At 74.3% G+C, this 19,874-nt stretch carries 17 protein-coding genes; 6 read left to right on the top strand and 11 right to left on the bottom strand.

The features are described 5' to 3' along the window. Nucleotides 1–91: 91 nt before the first annotated feature. The 3 genes from ACFRU2_RS19075 to recA form a co-directional block, all read right to left on the bottom strand. Nucleotides 92–2,647: an FtsX-like permease family protein gene (locus ACFRU2_RS19075; protein WP_382973375.1), complete on the bottom strand. Its 2,556-nt coding sequence runs from the start codon at nt 2,645–2,647 to the stop codon at nt 92–94. 133 nt (nt 2,648–2,780) lie between these two features. Then, nucleotides 2,781–3,446 (bottom strand): recombination regulator RecX, encoded by a 666-nt coding sequence (recX, locus tag ACFRU2_RS19070; RefSeq protein ID WP_382973372.1) that lies wholly within the window; start codon nt 3,444–3,446, stop codon nt 2,781–2,783. 3 nt (nt 3,447–3,449) lie between these two features. After that, entirely contained in the window at nt 3,450–4,562 is a 1,113-nt protein-coding gene (recA, locus tag ACFRU2_RS19065) for a recombinase RecA (protein WP_382973370.1), read from the bottom strand. Between the two features lie 184 nt (nt 4,563–4,746). Between recA and ACFRU2_RS19060 the strand changes: the two genes are divergently transcribed. Together ACFRU2_RS19060 and ACFRU2_RS19055 are read left to right on the top strand one after the other, a co-directional pair. After that, the gene (locus ACFRU2_RS19060) at nt 4,747–5,313 is read left to right on the top strand and encodes a 2'-5' RNA ligase family protein (protein ID WP_382973368.1); all 567 of its coding nucleotides are present in this window, start codon (nt 4,747–4,749) and stop codon (nt 5,311–5,313) included. A 73-nt stretch (nt 5,314–5,386) separates the two neighbouring features. Next, nucleotides 5,387–6,148 (top strand): Clp protease N-terminal domain-containing protein, encoded by a 762-nt coding sequence (locus tag ACFRU2_RS19055; protein WP_382973366.1) that lies wholly within the window; start codon nt 5,387–5,389, stop codon nt 6,146–6,148. Here the strand turns inward: ACFRU2_RS19055 and ACFRU2_RS19050 are convergent. After that, complete coding sequence (locus tag ACFRU2_RS19050) at nt 6,096–7,370, bottom strand: AI-2E family transporter (protein WP_382973364.1); 1,275 nt, start codon at nt 7,368–7,370, stop codon at nt 6,096–6,098. The genes ACFRU2_RS19055 and ACFRU2_RS19050 overlap by 53 nt on opposite strands. Nucleotides 7,371–7,521: 151 nt before the next feature. Then, nucleotides 7,522–7,716, bottom strand: a complete 195-nt coding sequence (locus ACFRU2_RS19045) for a DUF3046 domain-containing protein (RefSeq protein ID WP_254386113.1) — start codon at nt 7,714–7,716, stop codon at nt 7,522–7,524. An 81-nt stretch (nt 7,717–7,797) separates the two neighbouring features. Between ACFRU2_RS19045 and ACFRU2_RS19040 the strand changes: the two genes are divergently transcribed. Beyond that, nucleotides 7,798–8,799: a hypothetical protein gene (locus tag ACFRU2_RS19040; protein ID WP_382973362.1), complete on the top strand. Its 1,002-nt coding sequence runs from the start codon at nt 7,798–7,800 to the stop codon at nt 8,797–8,799. Here ACFRU2_RS19040 and ACFRU2_RS19035 read toward each other — a convergent pair. The 3 genes from ACFRU2_RS19035 to ACFRU2_RS19025 all read right to left on the bottom strand — a co-directional run bounded on the left by ACFRU2_RS19035 (nt 8,768) and on the right by ACFRU2_RS19025 (nt 10,790). After that, nucleotides 8,768–9,076, bottom strand: a complete 309-nt coding sequence (locus tag ACFRU2_RS19035) for an AzlD domain-containing protein (RefSeq protein WP_250751798.1) — start codon at nt 9,074–9,076, stop codon at nt 8,768–8,770. The genes ACFRU2_RS19040 and ACFRU2_RS19035 overlap by 32 nt on opposite strands. After that, a complete protein-coding gene (locus tag ACFRU2_RS19030; protein ID WP_382974004.1) occupies nt 9,073–9,792 on the bottom strand; it encodes an AzlC family ABC transporter permease in 720 nt (239 codons plus the stop codon). Before ACFRU2_RS19030 ends, ACFRU2_RS19035 begins: the two co-directional genes overlap by 4 nt. 149 nt (nt 9,793–9,941) lie before the next feature. After that, nucleotides 9,942–10,790, bottom strand: a complete 849-nt coding sequence (locus tag ACFRU2_RS19025; RefSeq protein ID WP_382973359.1) for an AraC family transcriptional regulator — start codon at nt 10,788–10,790, stop codon at nt 9,942–9,944. An 80-nt stretch (nt 10,791–10,870) separates the two neighbouring features. Here ACFRU2_RS19025 and ACFRU2_RS19020 point away from each other — a divergent pair, with 80 nt between their 5' ends. From ACFRU2_RS19020 to ACFRU2_RS19010, 3 genes are all read left to right on the top strand, one after another. Then, entirely contained in the window at nt 10,871–15,478 is a 4,608-nt protein-coding gene (locus ACFRU2_RS19020) for an ATP-dependent helicase (RefSeq protein ID WP_382973356.1), read from the top strand. Between the two features lie 970 nt (nt 15,479–16,448). Next, nucleotides 16,449–17,333, top strand: a complete 885-nt coding sequence (locus tag ACFRU2_RS19015; RefSeq protein WP_382973354.1) for a DNA-formamidopyrimidine glycosylase family protein — start codon at nt 16,449–16,451, stop codon at nt 17,331–17,333. Between the two features lie 36 nt (nt 17,334–17,369). Continuing rightward, a complete protein-coding gene (locus tag ACFRU2_RS19010) occupies nt 17,370–18,137 on the top strand; it encodes an SDR family NAD(P)-dependent oxidoreductase (protein WP_382973351.1) in 768 nt (255 codons plus the stop codon). A gap of 92 nt (nt 18,138–18,229) precedes the next feature. Here the strand turns inward: ACFRU2_RS19010 and ACFRU2_RS19005 are convergent, their stop codons facing one another. From ACFRU2_RS19005 to ACFRU2_RS18995, 3 genes are all read right to left on the bottom strand, one after another. Further along, entirely contained in the window at nt 18,230–18,571 is a 342-nt protein-coding gene (locus ACFRU2_RS19005) for a hypothetical protein (RefSeq protein WP_382973348.1), read from the bottom strand. Nucleotides 18,572–18,804: 233 nt separating this feature from the next. Next, the gene (locus ACFRU2_RS19000) at nt 18,805–19,185 is read right to left on the bottom strand and encodes a helix-turn-helix domain-containing protein (protein ID WP_112451800.1); all 381 of its coding nucleotides are present in this window, start codon (nt 19,183–19,185) and stop codon (nt 18,805–18,807) included. A 109-nt stretch (nt 19,186–19,294) separates the two neighbouring features. Further along, the gene (locus ACFRU2_RS18995; protein WP_382973344.1) at nt 19,295–19,849 is read right to left on the bottom strand and encodes a CinA family protein; all 555 of its coding nucleotides are present in this window, start codon (nt 19,847–19,849) and stop codon (nt 19,295–19,297) included. Between the last annotated feature and the right edge of the window lie 25 nt (nt 19,850–19,874).

Genomic DNA, 19,874 nt, shown 5'->3' with positions numbered 1-19,874 from the left:
ACCCGTCGCTCCTCCTTCTTGACGCGCCGCTCGCGCAGGTGCCAGTGGGCGGGTGCGGCTGAGTCGGCCCTGCGGGGCGGAGCCACGGGGATCAGCTCTTGGCCGCCGCGAGGTCCACCGGCCGCGGCCGCATCGCCACCCGCCCGGCGAAGCCCGTGGCGCACAGCGCCACCAGCCCCGCCCCGCCCACGACCACCCCGTACACCAGCGGCAGCACCACCGCCGCCGCCGTCCCCGTCATGCCCACGCTGAACGCCGTGAGGACCGCCAGCGAGATCCCCGACCCCAGCACCACCCCCATCAGGAGCACCGCCAGCGCCTCCACCCGCAGCATCCCCCGCACCTGCCGCCGCGTCGCCCCCGTGAGCCTCAGCATCGCGAACTCCCGCAGCCGCTCCCCCGTGGACATCGCCAGGGTGTTGGCCACCGCGATCGCGGTGAAGGCCAGGACGAGCCCCATCGCCAGCAGGTTGATCTCCGACCCGGCCGCCTGCCGCTCCGCCCGCGCGCCGTCCGCTTCGGCCGCCGACAGCACGGCCACGCCCGGGTACTCCCGTACCGCCGAGGCGAGCACCTCCCGCGCCGCCGGCCCCGCCACGAGCACGCTCGAAGCCAGCGGATCGTCGACGTGCGCGGCCGTCAGGCCGTGCGGCAGCGTCACGTCCCCGAAGCCCAGCCCCCGCGCGTACACCGCGGACACGGTCAGGGTGACCGGCGTTCCGTCGCCCAGCGTCAGCGAGAGCGGGCTGCCCGGCTTCAGGCCCAGCTGGTCCGCGGCCAGTTCGCTCACCGCGACGCTCTGCTCCCCGAACCCCGCCAGGCTCCCGGCCGTCACCCCCGGGTCCCAGGTCCGGTCGAGCCCGGCCGGGGTCACACCCTGCGCCGCGTACTTCGTCAGCCCCACCCGGATCGACGTGTGCACGATCTCGGTGGCCGCGAGGACCCCGGGGGTCCGGCGGATCCGCTCGACGGCGGCGCCGGGAACCCCCGGCCCCCGTCCCTGGAGCACCCACTCGGCCCGTACTCCCTCGCGGGCCTGCGCCCGGGCGGCGTCGCCGAGGGTCGGAGTGACGAAGAGCACGGTGCAGGCCATCCCGATCAGCAGGGTGAGCGGGGTGACCGCGGAGGCCATCCGGGTCGCGTTGCCGCGCAGGTTGGCGGTGGCCAGCCGGCCGCCCGGACCGGCCAGCCGCAGCGGCCCGGCGAGCAGTGCGGCCGCGCCCTTGACGATCAGCGGGCCCAGCAGCGAGACGGCTCCGGCGAGCACGACGACGGCGAGGAAGGTGACCGGAGTCGAAGCCGGCTCGGTGCGCAGCGTGCTGAGTACGGCGACCAACACCACCCCCGCCGCCAGCAGCAGCGCCCCCGCGGTGAGCCTCGCCCACCCGGGCCGGCTCCGCTCGACGGCGGCCTCGGCCAGTGCTTCGGCGGGACGGACGCGGGCCACCCGCCGTGCGGTGATCCGGGCCGCGGCCCATGCTCCGAGCAGGCTCGCGCCGACGGCGGCGATCATCGGGAAGATGCCGGCGGTGCGCTCCAGGGTCACCGGGACGACCCCGGCGTCGACGAACCGGCCGTGCAGCCAGGCGGCCAGCGGCAGCCCGGCGAGGGCTCCGGCGATTCCGGCGGCGAGCCCCACGAGCAGCGCCTCGCGGCCGATCATGCGCCGCAGCTGCTTGGGGGTGGCGGCGATGGCGCGGAGCAGGGCGAGCTCGCGGTGGCGCTGCTGGATCGAGAGGGAGAAGGTGCCGACGACCACGAGGACCGCGACGAGGAGCGACGTACCGCCCATCGCGCCGCCCATGGAGACCAGCTTGATCCGGGCGCCGGCCGCGTCGAGGAATTCCACGGGGCCCCGGCCGTCGCCGGTGGCCACCTGCGCGGTGGTGCCCTGGAGCGCCTGGCGGATCCGCCCGGCCAGCTCGCCGGCGTCCACTCCGGCCCGGGGCAGTACCCCGATGGCGCTGACCCGGCCGTCGCGGACGGCGAGCCGCTGCGCCTCGGCGTCGCCGAAGAAGAGCGCGCTCTGGTGCGCGAGGCTCCCGCCGGCCGCGGCCGCGATCCCGCTGACCGTGTAGGTCTTGGGCGCACCGGTGGACTGCACGGTGAGCTCGGAGCCGGGCTTCAGGGCGGCGCGGGCCGCGAGTCCGCGGTCGACGACGATCTCGTCACCGCCCTGGGGGGCGCGGCCCTCGGCGAGCGTGAAGGGCGTGAGCGCGGCCGAGCTCCAGGCGTGCCCGTACGAGGGCTTAGCGGCCTCGCCGCCGGGGCCGCCCCGGGTGAGCGGTACGGCCTGGAAGGTGAGCTCGGGGACGGCCCGCTCGACTCCGGGCACCGCGCGGACGGTGTCCACGATGCCGGCCGGCAGCCAGGCCCGTTCGGCGACGGGCTTGGCCTTGTGCTTCGTCTTGCTTTTTGGTGAATCGCCCTTCTTCTCCTTGACCGTCGTCGCATGCACGTTCTGGTCGGCGGAGACGACCACCGGGGCGCCCGCGTAGCGCTCGGTGGCGATCGTCCCGCGGAGTCCCGTCTCCAGGAGGGTTCCGCAGGCGGTCACGAGGGCCGCCGCGCACAGCAGGGCGAGGAAGGCGCCGAGGAAACCGGCTTTGCGGTCCCGGACGGTCTGGAGTGCGTAGCGCAGCATCATGGGGAAAACTCTGCCGCCGGGGCCGTCTCGGGACATTGGAGCGCCCCGGCGTCCCCGGCCGGGGGCTAACCCCACCCCACACGATCCCGGCGCACCGCCCGACCCGGTGTCACCCCGTCAGATCGTCACCCCGTCAGACCGTCAGGTCCTCGGTGTCTTCGGTGTCCTCGCCCTCCGCCTCCAGCGCGCGGCGGACCACCCGCAGGGCCATGCCCTCGGGGTACCCCTTGCGGGCGAGCATCCCGGCGAGGCGCCGGATCCGCTTGTCCCGCTCCAGGCCCCGGGTCGCGCGGAGCTTTCGCTCCACGAGCTCCCGGGCGGTCTCCTCCTCCTGGTCGGAGTCCAGTTGTTCCAGGGCCTCCTGTACGAGGGTGGGCGCCACCCCCTTGGTACGGAGCTCCTGTGCGAGCGCCCGGCGGGCCAGCCCCCGGCCCCGGTGCCGGGACTCGACCCAGGCCCCGGCGAAGGCGGCGTCGTCGATCAGGCCCACCTCCTCGAACCGGGAGAGGACCTGCTCCGACACCTCCTCGGGGATGTCCCGCTTGGCCAGGGCGTCCGCGAGCTGCCGCCGGGTGCGCGGCATCCCGGTGAGCAGGCGCAGACAGATCGCCCGCGCCTGCTCCTCGGGACTCTGGGGCGGCAGTTCCTGGCGGCCTTCGCGGCCTTCCCGGTCCTCCCGGCCCTCGCGGCCCTCCGTACGACGGCCTCCCCGGCCGCCGCTCTCGCGGCGGCCCCGGCGACTGCCCTCGCGGCGGCCCTCAGCGCCCTCCTCGGCGCCGCCCCTTTCCTGCTCCCACACGGGTCAGCTCTTGGCGACGGCGGCCTTGACCGCGGTCTTGGCCTTCGACGCGGGAGCGGGCACCGCGGCGGTCTCGGCGGACGCGTCCGCGCCGGCCTCACCGGCCTCGGCGGCGTCCTTGCGGACACCGACGCCCAGCTTCTCCTTGATCTTGCGCTCGATCTCGTCGGAGAGGGCGGGGTTGTCGCAGAGGAACTTCCGCGCGTTCTCCTTGCCCTGGCCGAGCTGGTCGCCCTCGTACGTGTACCAGGCGCCGGCCTTGCGGACGAAGCCGTGCTCCACGCCCATGTCGATCAGGCCGCCCTCGCGGCTGATGCCGTGGCCGTAGAGGATGTCGAACTCGGCCTGCTTGAAGGGCGGCGCGACCTTGTTCTTGACGACCTTGACGCGGGTGCGGTTGCCGACCGCGTCCGTGCCGTCCTTGAGGGTCTCGATGCGCCGGATGTCGAGGCGCACGGAGGCGTAGAACTTCAGCGCGCGGCCACCGGTGGTGGTCTCCGGCGAGCCGAACATCACACCGATCTTCTCGCGGAGCTGGTTGATGAAGATCGCGGTGGTCTTGGACTGGTTGAGCGCACCGGTGATCTTCCGGAGGGCCTGGCTCATCAGACGGGCCTGGAGACCCACGTGCGAGTCGCCCATCTCGCCCTCGATCTCCGCGCGCGGCACGAGGGCCGCGACGGAGTCGATGACGATGAGGTCCAGCGCACCGGAGCGGACCAGCATGTCCACGATCTCCAGCGCCTGCTCACCGGTGTCCGGCTGGGACAGGATGAGGTTGTCCGTGTCGACGCCGAGGGCCTTGGCGTACTCGGGGTCGAGCGCGTGCTCGGCGTCCACGAAGGCCACGGTGCCGCCGGCCTTCTGCGCGTTGGCCACGGCATGCAGCGTCAGGGTCGTCTTACCGGAGGACTCCGGCCCGTACACCTCGATCACACGGCCGCGCGGCAGTCCGCCGACGCCGAGCGCGATGTCCAGCGCGGTCGATCCGGTGGGGATGACCTCGATGGGATCGTTCGGCTTGTCGCCGAGACGCATCACGGCACCCTTGCCGAACTGCCGTTCAATCTGTGCGAGCGCGGCTTCGAGAGCCTTCTCGCGGTCGTTGCCTGCCATGGGTTCCACCCGATTTGCTTGAGTCGATCGCTTCACGCCATTGACGCTAACGCCTGCCACTGACAACGCGGTCCCACGTCCGTTTTGGCTGTGGATAACCAATAAGAATGCGTGTTCGATTTCCCTGTCAAGCGCGCCACGCCGGACCCGTCCGCCCCGCCGGCGGCTGGCATGATCCACTCCCATGAAGGACACCGCGGACGGCACCACCTCCAGCATGTTCCCCGCCGGGCGCACCGCGCTCATCGTGCGGATACCCGAAGCGGAACCCGTCGTCCGGGACTGGCGGGACCGGATCGACCCCGCGGCCCGGGCCGGGGCCGGGGTGCCGGCGCACGTGAGCGTGCTCTACCCGTTCCTCCCGGAGAACCTGATCGACGCCTCGGTCCACGCCGGGATCGCCGCGGCCCTGAGCCCCCACCGCGCCTTCGACCTGCGCTTCGAGCGGACCGGCCGGTTCCCGGGGATGCTCTACCTCGCCCCGGAGCCGGACGCCCCGCTGCGCCGGCTGACCCGCGCGATCACCGACCGCTGGCCGGATGTCGAGCCCTACGGCGGCCGCTACGGGGACCCGGCCCCGCACCTCACGGTGGCCCAGCGCGCCCGCGAGGCGGACCTGGACGCCGCCCAGGCCGACCTGAACGGCCGGCTCCCCCTCGCCGCCCGCGTCCGCACCGTCGACCTGGTGACCTACGACGGGACGGCCTGGCGGGAGCGCGCGAGCTTCACGCTGCGGGAGCCGGAAGCGTGACGGCCCGACAGCAATGCCCCGAGTGACAACCCAGGGTTGACACTCAATCGACTGTCAACCTAGGGTTGCACCCATGACGAACCCTTCGGTGGAACCCGTTCGCATGACCAATCCGGTACGCCTCGACGACCTCATCGAGGCCATCAAGAAGGTCCACACCGACACCCTGGAGCAGCTCAGCGGCGCAGTCGTGGCCGCCGAGGCCCTCGGGGACGTCGCGGACCACCTCATCGGCCACTTCGTCGACCAGGCCCGCCGCTCCGGCGCCTCCTGGACCGACATCGGCCGCAGCATGGGCGTCACCCGCCAGGCCGCCCAGAAGCGCTTCGTCCCCAAGGCCGACAAGGAGGGTGACGCCGGGCTCGACCCCAGCCAGGGCTTCGGCCGCTTCACGCCCCGCGCCCGCAACGTGGTCGTGACCGCGCAGAACGAGGCCCGCGCCGCGAGCAACACCGAGATCCGCACCGAGCACCTCGTCCTCGGCCTGCTGGCCGAACCCGACGGCCTCGCCGCCCACGCCATCGCCGACCAGGGCGTCACGGCCGACGACGTGCGCGCCGCCGCGACCGCGGGCCTGCCTCCGGCCGCGGCGGAGCTCCCCGCCCTGGTCCCCTTCGACGCCTCCGCGAAGAAGGCCCTGGAGCTCACCTTCCGCGAGGCCCTGCGCCTCGGCCACAACTACGTGGGCACCGAGCACATCCTGCTCGCGCTCCTGGAGCTCGAGAACGGAACGGGAACGCTCAGCGGCCTCGGCGTGGACAAGGACGCCGTCGAGAGCTGGGTCAACGACGCCCTGGCAGCCGTACTCGCCTCCGCGGACGAGGCCGGGAAGTAGAGGCGTCCGCGTCGCCCGTCAGCGCGTACCGCTTCACGTACGCGCCGAGGAAGGCCTGCATCGTGGCGACGGCCGGGATCGCGATGAGCGCCCCGACCGCGCCCAGCAGGGCGGTGCCCGCGATGACCGATCCGAAGGCCACCGCCGGGTGGATGTCCACCGTCTTCGACGTCAGCTTCGGCTGGAGCACGTAGTTCTCGAACTGCTGGTACACCACCACGAATCCGAGGACGTACAGCGCGTACCAGGGGTTGACCGTGAAGGCGAGCAGCATCGGCAGCGCACCCGCCAGGTAGGTGCCGATGGTGGGGATGAACTGCGACACCAGCCCCACCCACACCGCGAGCGCGGGCGCGTACGGCACGCCCAGCACCGCGAAGACGATGTAGTGCGCGATCCCGGAGATCAGCGCCATCAGCCCGCGCGAGTAGAGGTACCCGCCCGTCTTGGTGACGGCGATCTCCCACGCCCGCAGCACCTCCGCCTGCTTCCTGGGCGGGAGTACGGAGCACAGCGCGCGGCGCAGTCGCGGCCCGTCGGCTGCGAAGTAGAAGGAGAACAGACCGATCGTCAGCAGCTTGAACAGTCCGCCGAGCACGGTGGCGGATACGTCGAGCACGCCGCTCGCGCTGTTCTGCACGTACTTCTGCAGCCAGTCGGAGTGCAGCAGGCTGTCCTGGATGTCCAGCCGGGACAGGTCCGTGTGGAAGGTGTCGTTGATCGAGCCGATCAGCGAGTCGAGATAGCCGGGGAAGCCTTCCACCAGGTCGACGATCTGCGCGGCGAGCACCGAGCCGAGCAGGACGACGAATCCGACGGCCGCGACGAACACCCCGAGGAACACCAGGAAGGTGGCGAGCCCGCGGCGCATGCCGCGGGCCGCCATCCGGGCCACGGCCGGTTCTATCGCGAGCGCGAGGAAGAACGCGATCAGGATGTTGACGAGCAGCCCGATGAGCTGGTGGAAGGCCCAGCTGCCCAGCTGGAAACAGGCCACCAGGGCCAGGATGAGGACCACTGCGCGCGGCAGCCAGCGCGGCATCCGGGCATCCGCCGCCGCGCCCTCGGCCGGGCCCGGCGCGCCGGGGCCCTGTGCTCCGGTGTCCCCCGCCCGGGGCTCCCCGGCCGAGGGATCTCCCGCGTCCGCCGGGGTCGCCGCGCCGGGCGGATGAGCGCGCCGGGGGCCTTCGGGCTGGTCGGTCGTCTCTTCGGTGGCTGCCACGCCGCCAAGTCTGTCCCACCGGCGCCGCGTACCGCCAAGCGGTCGCTCGGACCCGCCCGCACAGCGCTCGCCCGGGCCGCGCCCCGGCCGGCCGCCGGCCCGCGCACGGGTCGACCCGCCCGGGCCCTGCCCCTGCCCCGCCCGTGCCCTGCTAGCGCAGCGAAGCCGGCACGTCCACGGCCGAACACACCGCGCGCCACACGTCCTTGGTCTCCCAGCCCGCGTCCAGCGCCTCGTGGACGGTGCGTCCCCCGAGCTCCGTCATGACGTGGTCCCGCGCGAAGGAGTCCGCGTAGCCCGCACCGAAGTGCTCGGCCATCCGCTCCCAGAAAATCGTCAACCGCATGCCTCCAGTATCCCGCCCCGGAGAGTGGCCCCTCCCCGTTCGGGCCACTTCGGCGCAGTCCGGGCCCCTACGGTTCCTGGCATGCCTGGAGACGAAGCGTGCGCCCCGGCGGCGACGACCGCAACGACCGCGCCGAGCGCGCCGACGGCGACGAGCGCACTGGCCCGCGCCGAACAGTTCATCTGGCTCACGGCCCGCGTGCTGGAGCAGCGGCGGTTCGCGTTCCACTTCCTCGGCGGGGACGCGGACCCGGTCGATGCCGCCCTCGGCGCCTACCTCGGCGGCGACGGCGGCTACGGCCACGCCCTCGACCCGGACCTGCGCGGTCCGCTGAGCCACCCGCTGCACACCGCCCACGCCCTGCGCGTCCTGGACGGCCTGGGCCGCTGCGCCGGACAGCGCATCGAGCGGCTCTGCGCCCACCTGACCCGGGTCTCCACCCCGGACGGGGCGCTTCCGGCGACCGCTCCGGCCTCCGGCGGCTACCCGGCGGCCCCCTACCACCCGCTGCAGGACGATCCGCCGGGCGACCTGCTGGCCACCGGCCCCGTCGTGGGGATCCTGCACCGCAACCGGGTGTGGCACGCGTGGCTGTTCCGGGCCACGGACTTCTGCTGGGACCGGGTGGAGAACCTGCGCCACTGGGACCCGTACGAGGTCCAGAGCGCGGTGGCCTTCCTCGACGGGGTGCCCGACCGGTCCCGGGCCGCTGCGGCCGCCGACCGGCTGGGGCGGCTCGTGCGCGACCATCGGCTCGTCGTACTGGATCCCGCGCGGCGGGACGCGGACCCGCCGGTCCCCGGCCGCGCGCCGGACGAGCAGCTGTACCCGTACGACTTCGCCCGCCGCCCGGAGTCCCTCGCCCGCGGCTGGTTCACGGACGCGGAGCTGTACGGCTCGCTGCGCTTCCTGGCCGGCCTGCAGCAGCCGGACGGCGGCTGGCCGGTGCACCGCGGCGCGTGGGCGCCGGGCAGCTCGCTGGAGCGGCGCCCGATCGCCACGCTGGAGGCGCTGCTGACCCTGCGCGCGTACGGCCGGCTCGCCGGTGGACCTAGCCTCCCAGGGCCCGCAGCCCCGCGGTGACGGCGACGGCCGCCGCGACCACGACGAGGAACGGGGCCCGCAGCACCAGCGCGACCGCGGCGGCCGCGAGCCCGGCTGCGCGGGCGTCGAGCACGAGCTCCTGCCCGGTGGCGAAGGTCTGCTGCGCGGTGAGCGCGGCGAGCAGCGCGACCGGCAGCAGCGCGGCGAGCTTGCGCACCGCGGGCCGCTCCAGGGCTCCGGCGGGGACGAGCAGCCCGGCGAGCTTCACGGCGTAGCAGCCGACGACGGTGATCCCGATGGCGATCCAGACGTTCACGGCCGGCGTCCCTTCATCCACAGCACGATCGGCGCGGCCAGCGCCGCGATCAGCACGGGCACCCCGGCGGGCAGTACGGGCAGCAGGCCCAGCCCGAGGACGAGGGCGAGCCCGGCGACGGCCCGCTCGGTGCCGGTCTTCAGCATCGGCGCGAGCAGCGCGAGGAAGACGGCGGGCCCGGCGGCGTCCAGCCCCCACGCCCTGGTGTCCCCGATGGCCTCGGCGCCGAGCGCGCCGAGCAGGGTGGTGAGGTTCCACAGGGCGTAGAGGCTCAGCCCGGTCACGGTGAACCCGAGCCGCGCGGACTTCCGGTCGGGCTGGGCCAGGGCCACGGCGGTGGTCTCGTCGATCACCCAGTGCGCGGCGAACGGGCGTACGCCCTTGGGCAGCGCGAGCAGCTGGGACAGCCGCAGCCCGTAGAAGGCGTTGCGGGTCCCGAGGAAGAAGGCCCCGGCGGCGGCCGTGAACGGATTCCCTCCGGCGGCCAGTGCCCCGACCAGTGCGAACTGCGAGGCCCCGGTGAACACCAGCAGGCTCAGCACGCACGCCTGGAGGGTGCTGATTCCGGCCCCGGCGGCGGTCACCCCGAAGGCGAACCCCGACAGCCCGACCGCCACTCCGACACCGAGCGCGTCCCGGACGACGGCGGCGCGCGGCTTGTCCACCGCGGGCGCCCCGCCGGGGACCTCCCGACCGGGTCCTTCTCGTACGACCATCCTCTGTTCTCCCACGCCCCGAAAATTACGTGGCCGCGCCATCCCGGTCTTGTACGTTCTTGCACCGTCCGTGAAGTGATCAAGTCCCTGACGGCAACGGTGACCGGGGCCCGCACCCTGATCGAGGAGACCCGCGCGGCGCCGGCCGCCTAACCGGCCGCCCGCCCCCGCCGGTACGCCCCCGGGGGCACCCCCACGATGCGGGTGAAGTGCCGGTTCAGGTGGGGCTGGTCGGTGAAGCCGACGGTGACGGCCGCCTCCGCCGGGGGGATCCCCGCATCGAGCAGCCTGCGCGCCCGCCGGACCCGGGCGTCGGTCAGCCAGGTGTGCGGGGGCATGCCGTACCGGTCCCGGAAGGCCCGCAGCAGGGCGAAGGGGCTGGTCCCCAGCTCCGCCGCGAGCTGCTCCAGGGAGGGGGGCTCCTCCATCCGCTCCTCCAGTACGGCCCGGGCCCGCTCCGCGTCGGCGGCGCCCGCGCGGCCCGCCGTACGGGCGGGCAGCGGCCCGGCGTGCCGGGTCAGCATCCGGGCCACCACCCCGCGCAGCAGGGTGTCGGCGGCCAGCGCATTGCCGGCCTCGGCGGCCCGGTGGACCTCGGCGATGGCCCGCGAGGCCTGCGGGTCGGCGACCATGGCGGCGGTGAAGCCGGGGGTACCGCGCAGGGTCCCGATCTCGGTGGCGACCTCGGTGATCAGCGCCCGGGAGGGGTAGAGGGTGGCGTAGGCCCAGCCCTCGGGGACCCCGGCGCGGGCGGTGTGCGGGACCTCGGGGTTGATCAGGACCACGCTGCCGGGCCCGGCGCGCAGGGTGTCCCCCGGCAGGCCGATCTCCTCGACGCCGCCGGTGACGGCCGCGATGACGTACCCGTCGTGGGCGTGGCGCGGAAAGGTGTGGCGCACGTAGTGGGCACGCAGCAGGTCCAGCCCGGGCAGTTCCGCGTACTGCCAGTGCCGCGCCCACTCCCGACGGCCCTCGTCCGATCCGGTCCCGGTCCCCATCCCCCCATTCTGCGCCCGGCTCGGCCGGGGTGTTTCCACAGGTCCGGCCCGTTGTCAGTGGGCGGGTGCACGATGGGGGCATGTCCGGTACCGCGCTCGACTCGTTCTCCCCCGCGACCCGTTCCTGGTTCACGGGGGCCTTCGTCTCGCCCACCGCCGCCCAGGAGGGTGCCTGGCGGGCCATCGGTGCGGGCTCGGACGTGCTGGTGGTGGCCCCCACCGGCTCCGGCAAGACCCTGGCCGCCTTCCTCGCCGCCCTCGACCAGCTCGCCTCGACCCCGCCCCCGGCGGATCCGAAGAAGCGCTGCCGGGTGCTGTACATCTCGCCCCTGAAGGCCCTGGCGGTGGACGTGGAGCGCAATCTCCGCAGCCCGCTGACCGGGATCCGGCAGGAATCGGTGCGCCTGGGCCTGCCCGAGCCCGAGATCCGGGTCGGGATCCGCTCCGGCGACACCCCGCCGGCCGAGCGGCGCGCGCTGGTGACCCGGCCGCCGGACATCCTGATCACCACGCCCGAGTCGCTGTTCCTGATGCTGACCTCGGCCGCCCGCGAGGCCCTGTCCGGGATCGAGACGGTGATCCTGGACGAGGTGCACGCGGTCGCCGGCACCAAGCGCGGCGCCCATCTCGCGCTGTCCCTGGAGCGGTTGGACGAGCTGCTGCCCCGCCCCGCGCGCCGGATCGGCCTGTCGGCGACGGTCCGCCCGGTGGAGGAGGTGGCCCGCTACCTCGCTCCGCGCGGCAAGGTGGAGATCGTCCAGCCTCCCTCGACCAAGGAGTTCGACCTGTCGGTGGTCGTCCCGGTCGAGGACATGGGCGAGTTGGGCGGCTCCCCCGCCACCGAGGGCAAGGAGGGCGGCGACAAGCCCTCCATCTGGCCGCAGGTGGAGGAGCGGATCGCCGATCTGGTCCAGGCCCACCGGTCCACCATCGTGTTCGCCAACTCCCGCCGCCTCGCCGAGCGCCTGTGCAACCGGCTCAACGAGATCGCGTACGAGCGCGCCACGGGCGGCCCGCTGCCCGAGGGCCCGCCCCCGGCCGAGATCATGGCCCAGTCCGGCGCCGCCCAGGGTGCTCCGCCGCTGATGGCCCGCGCCCACCACGGCTCGGTCTCCAAGGAGCAGCGGGCGCTGGTCGAGGAGGACTTGAAGGCGGGCCGGCTGCCCGCCGTGGTCGCCACCTCCAGCCTGGAGCTCGGCATCGACATGGGCGCCGTGGACCTCGTCATCCAGGTGGAGTCCCCGCCGTCGGTGGCCTCCGGGCTGCAGCGGGTGGGCCGGGCCGGGCACCAGGTGGGCGCGGTCTCCACGGGGGTCGTCTTCCCCAAGTACCGGGGCGACCTCGTCCAGGCGGCCGTGGTCACCGAGCGGATGCGCACGGGCTCGATCGAGTCCCTGCGGATCCCCTCCAACCCGCTGGACGTCCTCGCCCAGCAGCTCGTCGCGATGACCGCGATGGACACCTGGCAGCTCGACGACCTGCTCGCCCTGGTGCGCCGGGCGGCCCCCTTCGCGGCGCTGCCCGACTCGGCCTTCACGGCGGTGCTGGACATGCTGGCCGGCCGCTATCCCTCGGACGCGTTCGCCGAGCTCAGGCCCCGGGTGGTGTGGGACCGCGTCGCCGGTACGATCACCGGCCGGCCCGGCGCCCAGCGGCTCGCGGTCACCTCCGGCGGGACCATCCCGGACCGCGGGCTCTTCGGCGTCTTCCTGGCCGGGTCCGACCCGAAGAAGGGCGGCGGCCGGGTCGGCGAACTCGACGAGGAGATGGTCTACGAGTCCCGCGTCGGGGACGTCTTCACCCTCGGCACCACCTCGTGGCGGATCGTGGACATCACCCGCGACCGCGTCCTGGTCACCCCCGCCCCCGGCGTCCCGGGCCGCCTCCCGTTCTGGAAGGGCGACCAGCTGGGCCGCCCGCTGGAGTTGGGCCGCGCGGTCGGCGCGTTCCTGCGCGAGCTCGGCGGCCTTGCCCCCGAGGACGCCCGACTGCGCCTGCTGGCGGCGGGCCTTGACGCCTGGGCCGCGGAGAACGTCCTGTCCTACCTCGCCGAACAGCGCGAGGCCTGCGGCCACGTACCGGACGACCGGACCATCGTCGTCGAGCGGTTCCGCGACGAGCTCGGCGACTGGCGGGTCGTCGTCCACTCCCCGTTCGGCGCCCAGGTGCACGCCCCCTGGGCGCTGGCGCTCGGCGCCCGCCTCTCCGAGCGGTACGGGATGGACGCGCAGGTCATGCACGCCGACGACGGCATCGTGCTCCGCCTCCCGGACGCGGACCTGCTGAACATGGACCTGGACCTGCTGGACCACGACCCTGCACGGAGCACGGCCTCCCCCGCCGCCTTCGACTTCGATGACGAAAAGCCCCCGCTCGGCGCGGCGGACGTCGCCTTCGACCACGGAGACGTCCAGCAGATCGTCACCGACCAGGTGGGCGGCTCCGCCCTGTTCGCCTCCCGCTTCCGCGAGTGCGCGGCCCGCGCCCTGCTGCTGCCCCGCCGCAACCCGGGCAAGCGCACTCCCCTGTGGCAGCAGCGCCAGCGCGCCTCGCAACTGCTTCAGGTGGCCTCCGAGTTCGGTTCGTTCCCGATCGTGCTGGAAGCCGTACGGGAATGCCTGCAGGACGTCTTCGACGTGCCGGGCCTGACCGAGCTGATGGGAGACATCGAGGCACGCCGGGTCCGCCTCGTCGAGGTCACGACGCCCGAGCCCTCCCCCTTCGCCCGCTCCCTCCTCTTCGGGTACGTCGCCCAGTTCCTCTACGAGGGAGACTCGCCCCTCGCCGAGCGCAGGGCGGCCGCGCTGTCGCTGGACTCCCGGCTGCTGGCCGAGCTGCTCGGCCAGGCCGAGCTCCGCGAGCTGCTGGACGCGGAGGTGCTGACGGAGCTGGAGCGGGAGCTCCAGTGGCTGACCGAGGACCGGCGGGCCAAGGACGCCGAGTCGGTGGCCGACCTGCTGCGCCTGCTGGGCCCGCTCACCCCGGCGGAGCTGGCCGCCCGCGGGGCGGAGGCGGAGTGGGCGCCGTCCCTCGCCGCCTCCCGCCGGGCGATCCGGGTCCGGATCGCCGGCGAGGACCACTGGGCGGCCATCGAGGACGCCGGCCGGCTGCGCGACGCGCTGGGCACGGCGCTCCCGGTGGGCGTCCCGGAGGCGTTCACCGAGCCGGTGAAGGACCCGCTCGGCGATCTCCTGGCCCGGTACGCCCGCACCCACGGCCCCTTCACCACGGTCACCGCCGCCGCCCGCTTCGGGCTGGGCACGGCCGTGACGGACGGCGCGCTGCACCGGCTCGCGGCGGCCGGGCGGGTCGTCCAGGGCGAGTTCCACCCGGCGGGCATCGGCCAGGAATGGTGCGACGCCACCGTCCTGCGGCGGCTGCGGCGCCGCTCCCTCGCTGCCCTGCGCCAGGAACTGGAACCGGTCCCTCCCGCCTCCCTGGCCACCTTCCTCCCCCAGTGGCAGCACGTCGGCAAGGCCTTGCGCGGCATCGACGGCCTGGCCCGCGCGATCGAGCAGCTCCAGGGCGCCGCGGTTCCCGCCTCCGCCCTCGAACGCCTGATCCTCCCTTCCCGCGTGGCGGACTACTCCCCCACCCTGCTGGACGAGCTCACCACCACGGGCGAGGTCGTCTGGGCCGGCGCGGGCGCCCTGCCGGGCAAGGACGGCTGGATCTCCCTCTACCTCGCGGAGGCGGCCCCCCTCCTCGTCCCCCAGCCCCACCCCCTGGAGCTCGGGCCACTCCACGAAGCGGTCCTCTCCGCCCTCTCCGGCGGCTACGGCCTCTTCTTCCGCCAGCTCACGGACCGGGCCCGCTCCCTGCACCCGGACGCCTCGGACGCGGACCTCTCCTCCGCCGTCTGGGACCTGGCCTGGTCGGGCCGCCTGACCAACGACACCCTGGCCCCCCTGCGCTCCCTCCTCGGCTCGGGCCGCACGGCGGGCGCCACCGCCCACCGTGCCCGCCGTACGATCCCCCGCGGCCGCTACGGCACCCTCACGGCCCCCTCCTCCCGTACGGGCCCGCCCACGGTGTCGGGCCGCTGGTCCCTGCTCCCGGTCCACGCCCCGGACCCGACGCACCGCGCACACGCCCTGGCCCGCACCCTGCTGGACCGCCACGGGGTGGTGACCCGGGGCGCGGTGGCCGCGGAGGGCGTGGAAGGCGGCTTCAGCGCGGTCTACCGCATCCTCTCGGCCTTCGAGGACAGCGGCCAGGCGCGCAGGGGGTACGTGGTCGAAGGCCTGGGCGCGGCCCAGTTCGCCATGGACGGCGCGGTCGACCGCCTCCGCGCGGCCGAGCGCACCCCGCCGCCGCTTGCCGCAGTGGTCCTCGCCGCCGCCGACCCGGCGAACGCCTACGGCGCCGCCCTCCCCTGGCCGGAGCCCCCGACCGGCGCCACCCACAAGCCGGGCCGCAAGGCGGGCTCCCTGGTCGTCCTGGTCGACGGCGAACTCACCCTCTACCTGGAGCGCGGCGGCAAAACCCTCCTCGCCTGGCCCGACCCGGAAGACCCCCGCCTCACCGCCGCCCTGACGGCCCTCACCACGGCCTCCCGCAACGGCACCCTCCCCACCCTCACGGTGGAACGCATCAACGCCGCCCCCTCCCTCACCTCCCCCTACGCCCCACCCACGGAAGCCTCCGGCTTCCACGCCACCCCCCAAGGCCTCCGCCTCCGCCACTGACCCCAAAACCGATCCAAGCCAGACCGAACAAGGCCCCACGCCACACCCCCGAAGCCCCACCTCCGCCCCGAGAACGAGCCCGCCGACGGGCCCGCCGACGGCCCCAGGAGCGATATCCCGGCGAGTGGTCCGAGGGCACCCCAGGACGGCTCCGGGCACAGCCCCGGAGCCGGACCCGTGCGCAGCCCCGGCACCGGGCCCGGACACAGACCAGGCAACGGGCCCGGACGCAGACCAGGGGCAGGCCCGGGAACGGACCCGGACGCAGATCCAGCAACTGCCCCGGGCAGCCCCGGCGCAGGCCCGCGGGGGGGCAGTCCCGCCAACAGGCCCGGGCGCAGCCCCGCCAACAGGCCCGGGCGCAGCCCCACCAACGGATCAGGCCGCAGACCCAGAAACGGTCCGGGCGGGCACAGCCCGCCCCGGGGGCAGCCCCGGGAACGGGGCGCAGCCCCAGGCCGAGTCCAGAGGCAGGCCCGGGTGTAGGGGCGCAGCCCCGGGGAACGGGTCCGGGGCACAGCCCCAAGGCGAGTCCAGGGGCGCGGCCCCAAGAAACAGGTCCGGAGACGCAGCCCCAAGGCGAGTCCTGGGGCACAGCCCCAAGGCGGGTCCGGGGGCGCAGCTCCAAGGAACAGGTCCGGGGCGCAGCCCCACGGCGGGTCGGGGGCACAGCCCCACGGCGGGCTCGGGGCACAGCCCCACGGCGGGCCCGGGGCACAGCCCCATGGCGGGCCCAGGGGCGCAGCCCCACGGAACAGGTCCGGGGCACAGCCCCACGGCGGGCCCAGGGGCGCAGCCCCACGGAACAGGTCCGGGGCGCAGCCCCACGGCGGGCCCAGGGGCGCAGCCCCACGGAACGGGTCCGGGGCGCAGCCCCGGGGAACGGAGGAAGGGCGGGGCGGGGAGCAAGCACCGCGCAGCGGAGCCCCGGCCGCACGCCGCGAGCCCGACTCCGCAGGAGAATGGACGCATGCCCGAAGGCGACACCGTCTACCGCACCGCGGCCCGGCTCCGCGAGGCCCTAGCGGGCAAGGAACTCACCCGCTCCGACCTCCGCGTCCCCCGCTTCGCCACCGCAGACCTCACCGGCTTCACCACCCTGGAGGTCGTCCCAAGGGGCAAGCACCTCCTCATGCGCTTCGGCCACCCCGCGGCACCCGCCACCGAGGCGGGAACCGGCACCGCCCCGGGAGCCACCCCCCACCCCCGCCTCACCCTGCACACCCACCTCCGCATGGACGGCACCTGGCGCATCCTCCCCACCCACACCACCACAGACACCACCGGCACCACCGGCGCAGCCACCCCACCCCGCCCACCCGGCCCCGCCCACGAAATCCGCGTCATCCTCGCCACCGCCGACCACACCGCCGTCGGCTACCGCCTCCCCGTCGTCGAACTGCTCCGCACCGCCGACGAGCACCGCGCCGTCGGCCACCTCGGCCCCGACCTCCTCGGTCCCGACTGGGACGAGGCCACCGCCGCCGCGAACCTCCTCACCGCCCCCGCCCGCCCCCTGGGCGAAGCCCTCCTCGACCAGCGCAACCTGGCCGGCATCGGCAACGTCTACAAGGCCGAGCTCTGCTTCCTCGCCCAGGTCACCCCCTGGACCCCGGTGGGTGATCTGCCGCCCACCACGCTCCCCCGCCTCGCCGCGGCCGCGCACCGGCTCCTCGACGCGAACAAGGCCCGCCGCCGCAACACCACCGGCAGCCGCCGCCCCGGCCAGGACCTGTTCGTCTACGGCCGCGCCCACCGCCCCTGCCTGCGCTGCGGCACCCCGGTCCGCGAGGCTCCGCAGGACGACCGCCCCACGTACTGGTGTCCCCGGTGCCAATCCGGCCCGACGCCTTAGTTGACGCCCCGTCAGATCCGGTCGTACCGTCCCCGCATGCCTACACCCAGCGCGTACGAACTCACCGGCCGCACCGCTCTGATCACCGGCGCCGCCAGCGGCATCGGCCGGGCCACCGCCGTACTCCTCGCCGAGGCCGGAGCCGCCGTGCACTGCGCCGACCGCGATGCCCAGGGCCTCCAGGAGACGGTCGAACTGATCGCCAAGGCCGGCGGCCGGGCCACCGCCCACCCCCTGGACGTGACCGACCGCGCCGCGATCAAGGCGGCCATCGCACAGGCCGGTCCGCTCGACATCACCGCCGCGATCGCCGGGGTCATGCACAGCAGCAGCGTTCTGGAGACGTCCGACGAGGACCTCGACCGGGTCCTGGACATCAACTTCAAGGGGGTGCTGCGCACCTGCCAGGAGGCCGCCCGCGCCATGATCGCGGCCGGCCGGCCCGGTTCGATCATCACCATGGCCTCCGGCGCCGTGGACGCCGCCCAGCCCGGTCTGCTCTGCTATAGCGCCGCCAAGGCCGCCGTCGTCCAGTTGACCAAGACCCTCGCCACCGAGGCCGGCCCGCACGGCATCCGCGTCAACGCCGTCGCGCCCGGCTGGATCCGCACCCCGATGACGGGCCGGCACAGCCCCGAGGTCCAGGAGCAGACCGAAGCGATGATGACGCGGATGTCCCCGCTACGCCGCGTGGGCGAGCCTGAGGACATAGCCCAGGCAGTGCTCTACCTCGCCTCGGACGCCTCGTCCTTCATGACGGGCCAAATCCTTCGCCCGAACGGAGGAGTCTCCATGCCCTGGTGACCCACCACCCCGCCGGCCGACCACCCGGCCCGAAACCCGCCACCGGGCACCCGCCACGGGCCACCACCCACCACCCGACGACCGGCCCACGATCACCAAGCCCCCGACGACCCGCCACCCGGCTCCCCACCCCCGTAGGGCACCGCCCCCGGCTCCCCGACCGCCACCGACCCGGCACCGGCCCACTCCCCGCCGTTGCCCGCGGCTCCGCCGCCACCCCCGGCTCCGCCTCCGTCACCACGATCACCCGCCGCCCCACGGCGGCGGCGTCCACCGACCGGCCCCGGCACGCAGTGCACCGGCAGCAGCCCCAGCCCCCACCCCCCGACGGCGACCGCACCCTCCACCGGCCCGGCCTCTGCCGGCGCCAGCACGAGCCGCAGCACGGCCCACCACCACAGGACGCCCACCGACAGCGCGAGGGCCAGACCCACGGGTATACCCAGCAACCGCCGCACGGCCACCTCCAGGGGCCGGAGACCCGAACGGGCCCATCCTCCCGCACCCCGCCCCCACCCGCACCCCCTCGCGCCGCCACCGGAACGGCACCCGCGCCCGCACCGGAGCCACCCGCACCCGGAACGGCAAGGAGCCCCGCCCGGCACCCAAGGGCACCGGCCGGGGCTCCGGCCACACTCATACGCTCAGCACGCGCACGCGCATCGCATCACGCGGCTACGACATTCACCGCTTCCACGGGTGCCTTGATGGTCACCCGTTCCGGGCCACCCGTGACCGAGGCCACGGATACCGAATTGAGCATCGGGCGGACCGGTGCGGACACCGGTTCGCTCGCCGCGGCGGACTGGGCCAGCTCGGCGAGCGAAAGCTCGTCGCTGACTTCCCGCATCAGCTCTGACATCCGTACGTCAAGCGCGTCGCAGATCGCGGAGAGCAGCTCGGAAGATGCCTCCTTCTGCCCCCGCTCCACCTCGGAGAGATAGCCGAGCGAAACTCGGGCGGACGAGGAGACTTCGCGCAGAGTACGGCCCTGGCGCTGGCGCTGCCGACGCAGCACGTCACCCAGCAGGCGACGGAGCAGAATCATCGGTGGCTCCCTCCTCTGACCGTGTAGCCGTAACCTTCACGCCCCACCGTACCGCCTCGCGCGGCGGCCGTGCGGGGAGCGATGTCGTGTTCACTCAGGGCTGCAAACATCAAATCCCCCCGTCCTGTTCCGTATCCTGCCCCCGCAGATTCTCGCGGAGTTCGCTCGCGAGCAGCTCGAGCACTGTCCGTGCACTCTCCCTACGGATTTCCGCGCGGGAGCCTTTCAACCTCAGCCGGGCCGTTTTCCTGCCCCCGGGACCCGCCACGGCGATGAAAACGGTGCCCACCGGCTGCCCGTCCTGCGGTTCCGGACCGGCCACTCCGGTGGTCGCGATGCCCCAGGAGGCGCCGAGCACGCGCCGCACTCCGGCCGCCATCTCCTCCGCGACCTGCGGGTTCACCGCGCCTTCGGCTTCGAGCAGCCCGGCGTCCACGCCCAGCACCCGGTGCTTCAGCTCGGTCGCGTACGCCGTGACCGACCCGCGGAAGGACTTGGAGGCGCCGGGGACGGCCGTGAGCTCCGCGGCGACCATGCCGCCGGTCAGCGACTCCGCGACCGCAACCGTTCCGTTACTCTCCGCAAGGAGTCGCAGCACCTCGGCCGCAACCACCCCACTGGCCCCGGCGGACCCGGCTGCGTTCCGCAGCACTTCACCGGCCATCGAAGATCCGCCCGTCTCTTGCCGC

This window comes from Streptomyces sp. NPDC056883 (assembly GCF_042788835.1).
Classification (GTDB): Bacteria; Actinomycetota; Actinomycetes; order Streptomycetales; family Streptomycetaceae; genus Streptomyces; species Streptomyces stoeckheimensis.
Note: the sequence above shows the minus strand (reverse complement) of the source record. Positions and strands in the feature narration are given on the sequence as shown.

Coding starts and splice junctions, on each gene's coding strand:
- ACFRU2_RS19075 (WP_382973375.1), bottom strand. CDS start 2,647: ATGATGCTGCGCTACGCACTCCAGACCGTCCGGGACCGCAAAGCCGGT.
- recA (WP_382973370.1), bottom strand. CDS start 4,562: ATGGCAGGCAACGACCGCGAGAAGGCTCTCGAAGCCGCGCTCGCACAG.
- ACFRU2_RS19060 (WP_382973368.1), top strand. CDS start 4,747: ATGAAGGACACCGCGGACGGCACCACCTCCAGCATGTTCCCCGCCGGG.
- ACFRU2_RS19055 (WP_382973366.1), top strand. CDS start 5,387: ATGACGAACCCTTCGGTGGAACCCGTTCGCATGACCAATCCGGTACGC.
- ACFRU2_RS19045 (WP_254386113.1), bottom strand. CDS start 7,716: ATGCGGTTGACGATTTTCTGGGAGCGGATGGCCGAGCACTTCGGTGCG.
- ACFRU2_RS19040 (WP_382973362.1), top strand. CDS start 7,798: ATGCCTGGAGACGAAGCGTGCGCCCCGGCGGCGACGACCGCAACGACC.
- ACFRU2_RS19030 (WP_382974004.1), bottom strand. CDS start 9,792: ATGGTCGTACGAGAAGGACCCGGTCGGGAGGTCCCCGGCGGGGCGCCC.
- ACFRU2_RS19025 (WP_382973359.1), bottom strand. CDS start 10,790: ATGGGGACCGGGACCGGATCGGACGAGGGCCGTCGGGAGTGGGCGCGG.
- ACFRU2_RS19020 (WP_382973356.1), top strand. CDS start 10,871: ATGTCCGGTACCGCGCTCGACTCGTTCTCCCCCGCGACCCGTTCCTGG.
- ACFRU2_RS19015 (WP_382973354.1), top strand. CDS start 16,449: ATGCCCGAAGGCGACACCGTCTACCGCACCGCGGCCCGGCTCCGCGAG.
- ACFRU2_RS19010 (WP_382973351.1), top strand. CDS start 17,370: ATGCCTACACCCAGCGCGTACGAACTCACCGGCCGCACCGCTCTGATC.
- ACFRU2_RS19000 (WP_112451800.1), bottom strand. CDS start 19,185: ATGATTCTGCTCCGTCGCCTGCTGGGTGACGTGCTGCGTCGGCAGCGC.
- ACFRU2_RS18995 (WP_382973344.1), bottom strand. CDS start 19,849: ATGGCCGGTGAAGTGCTGCGGAACGCAGCCGGGTCCGCCGGGGCCAGT.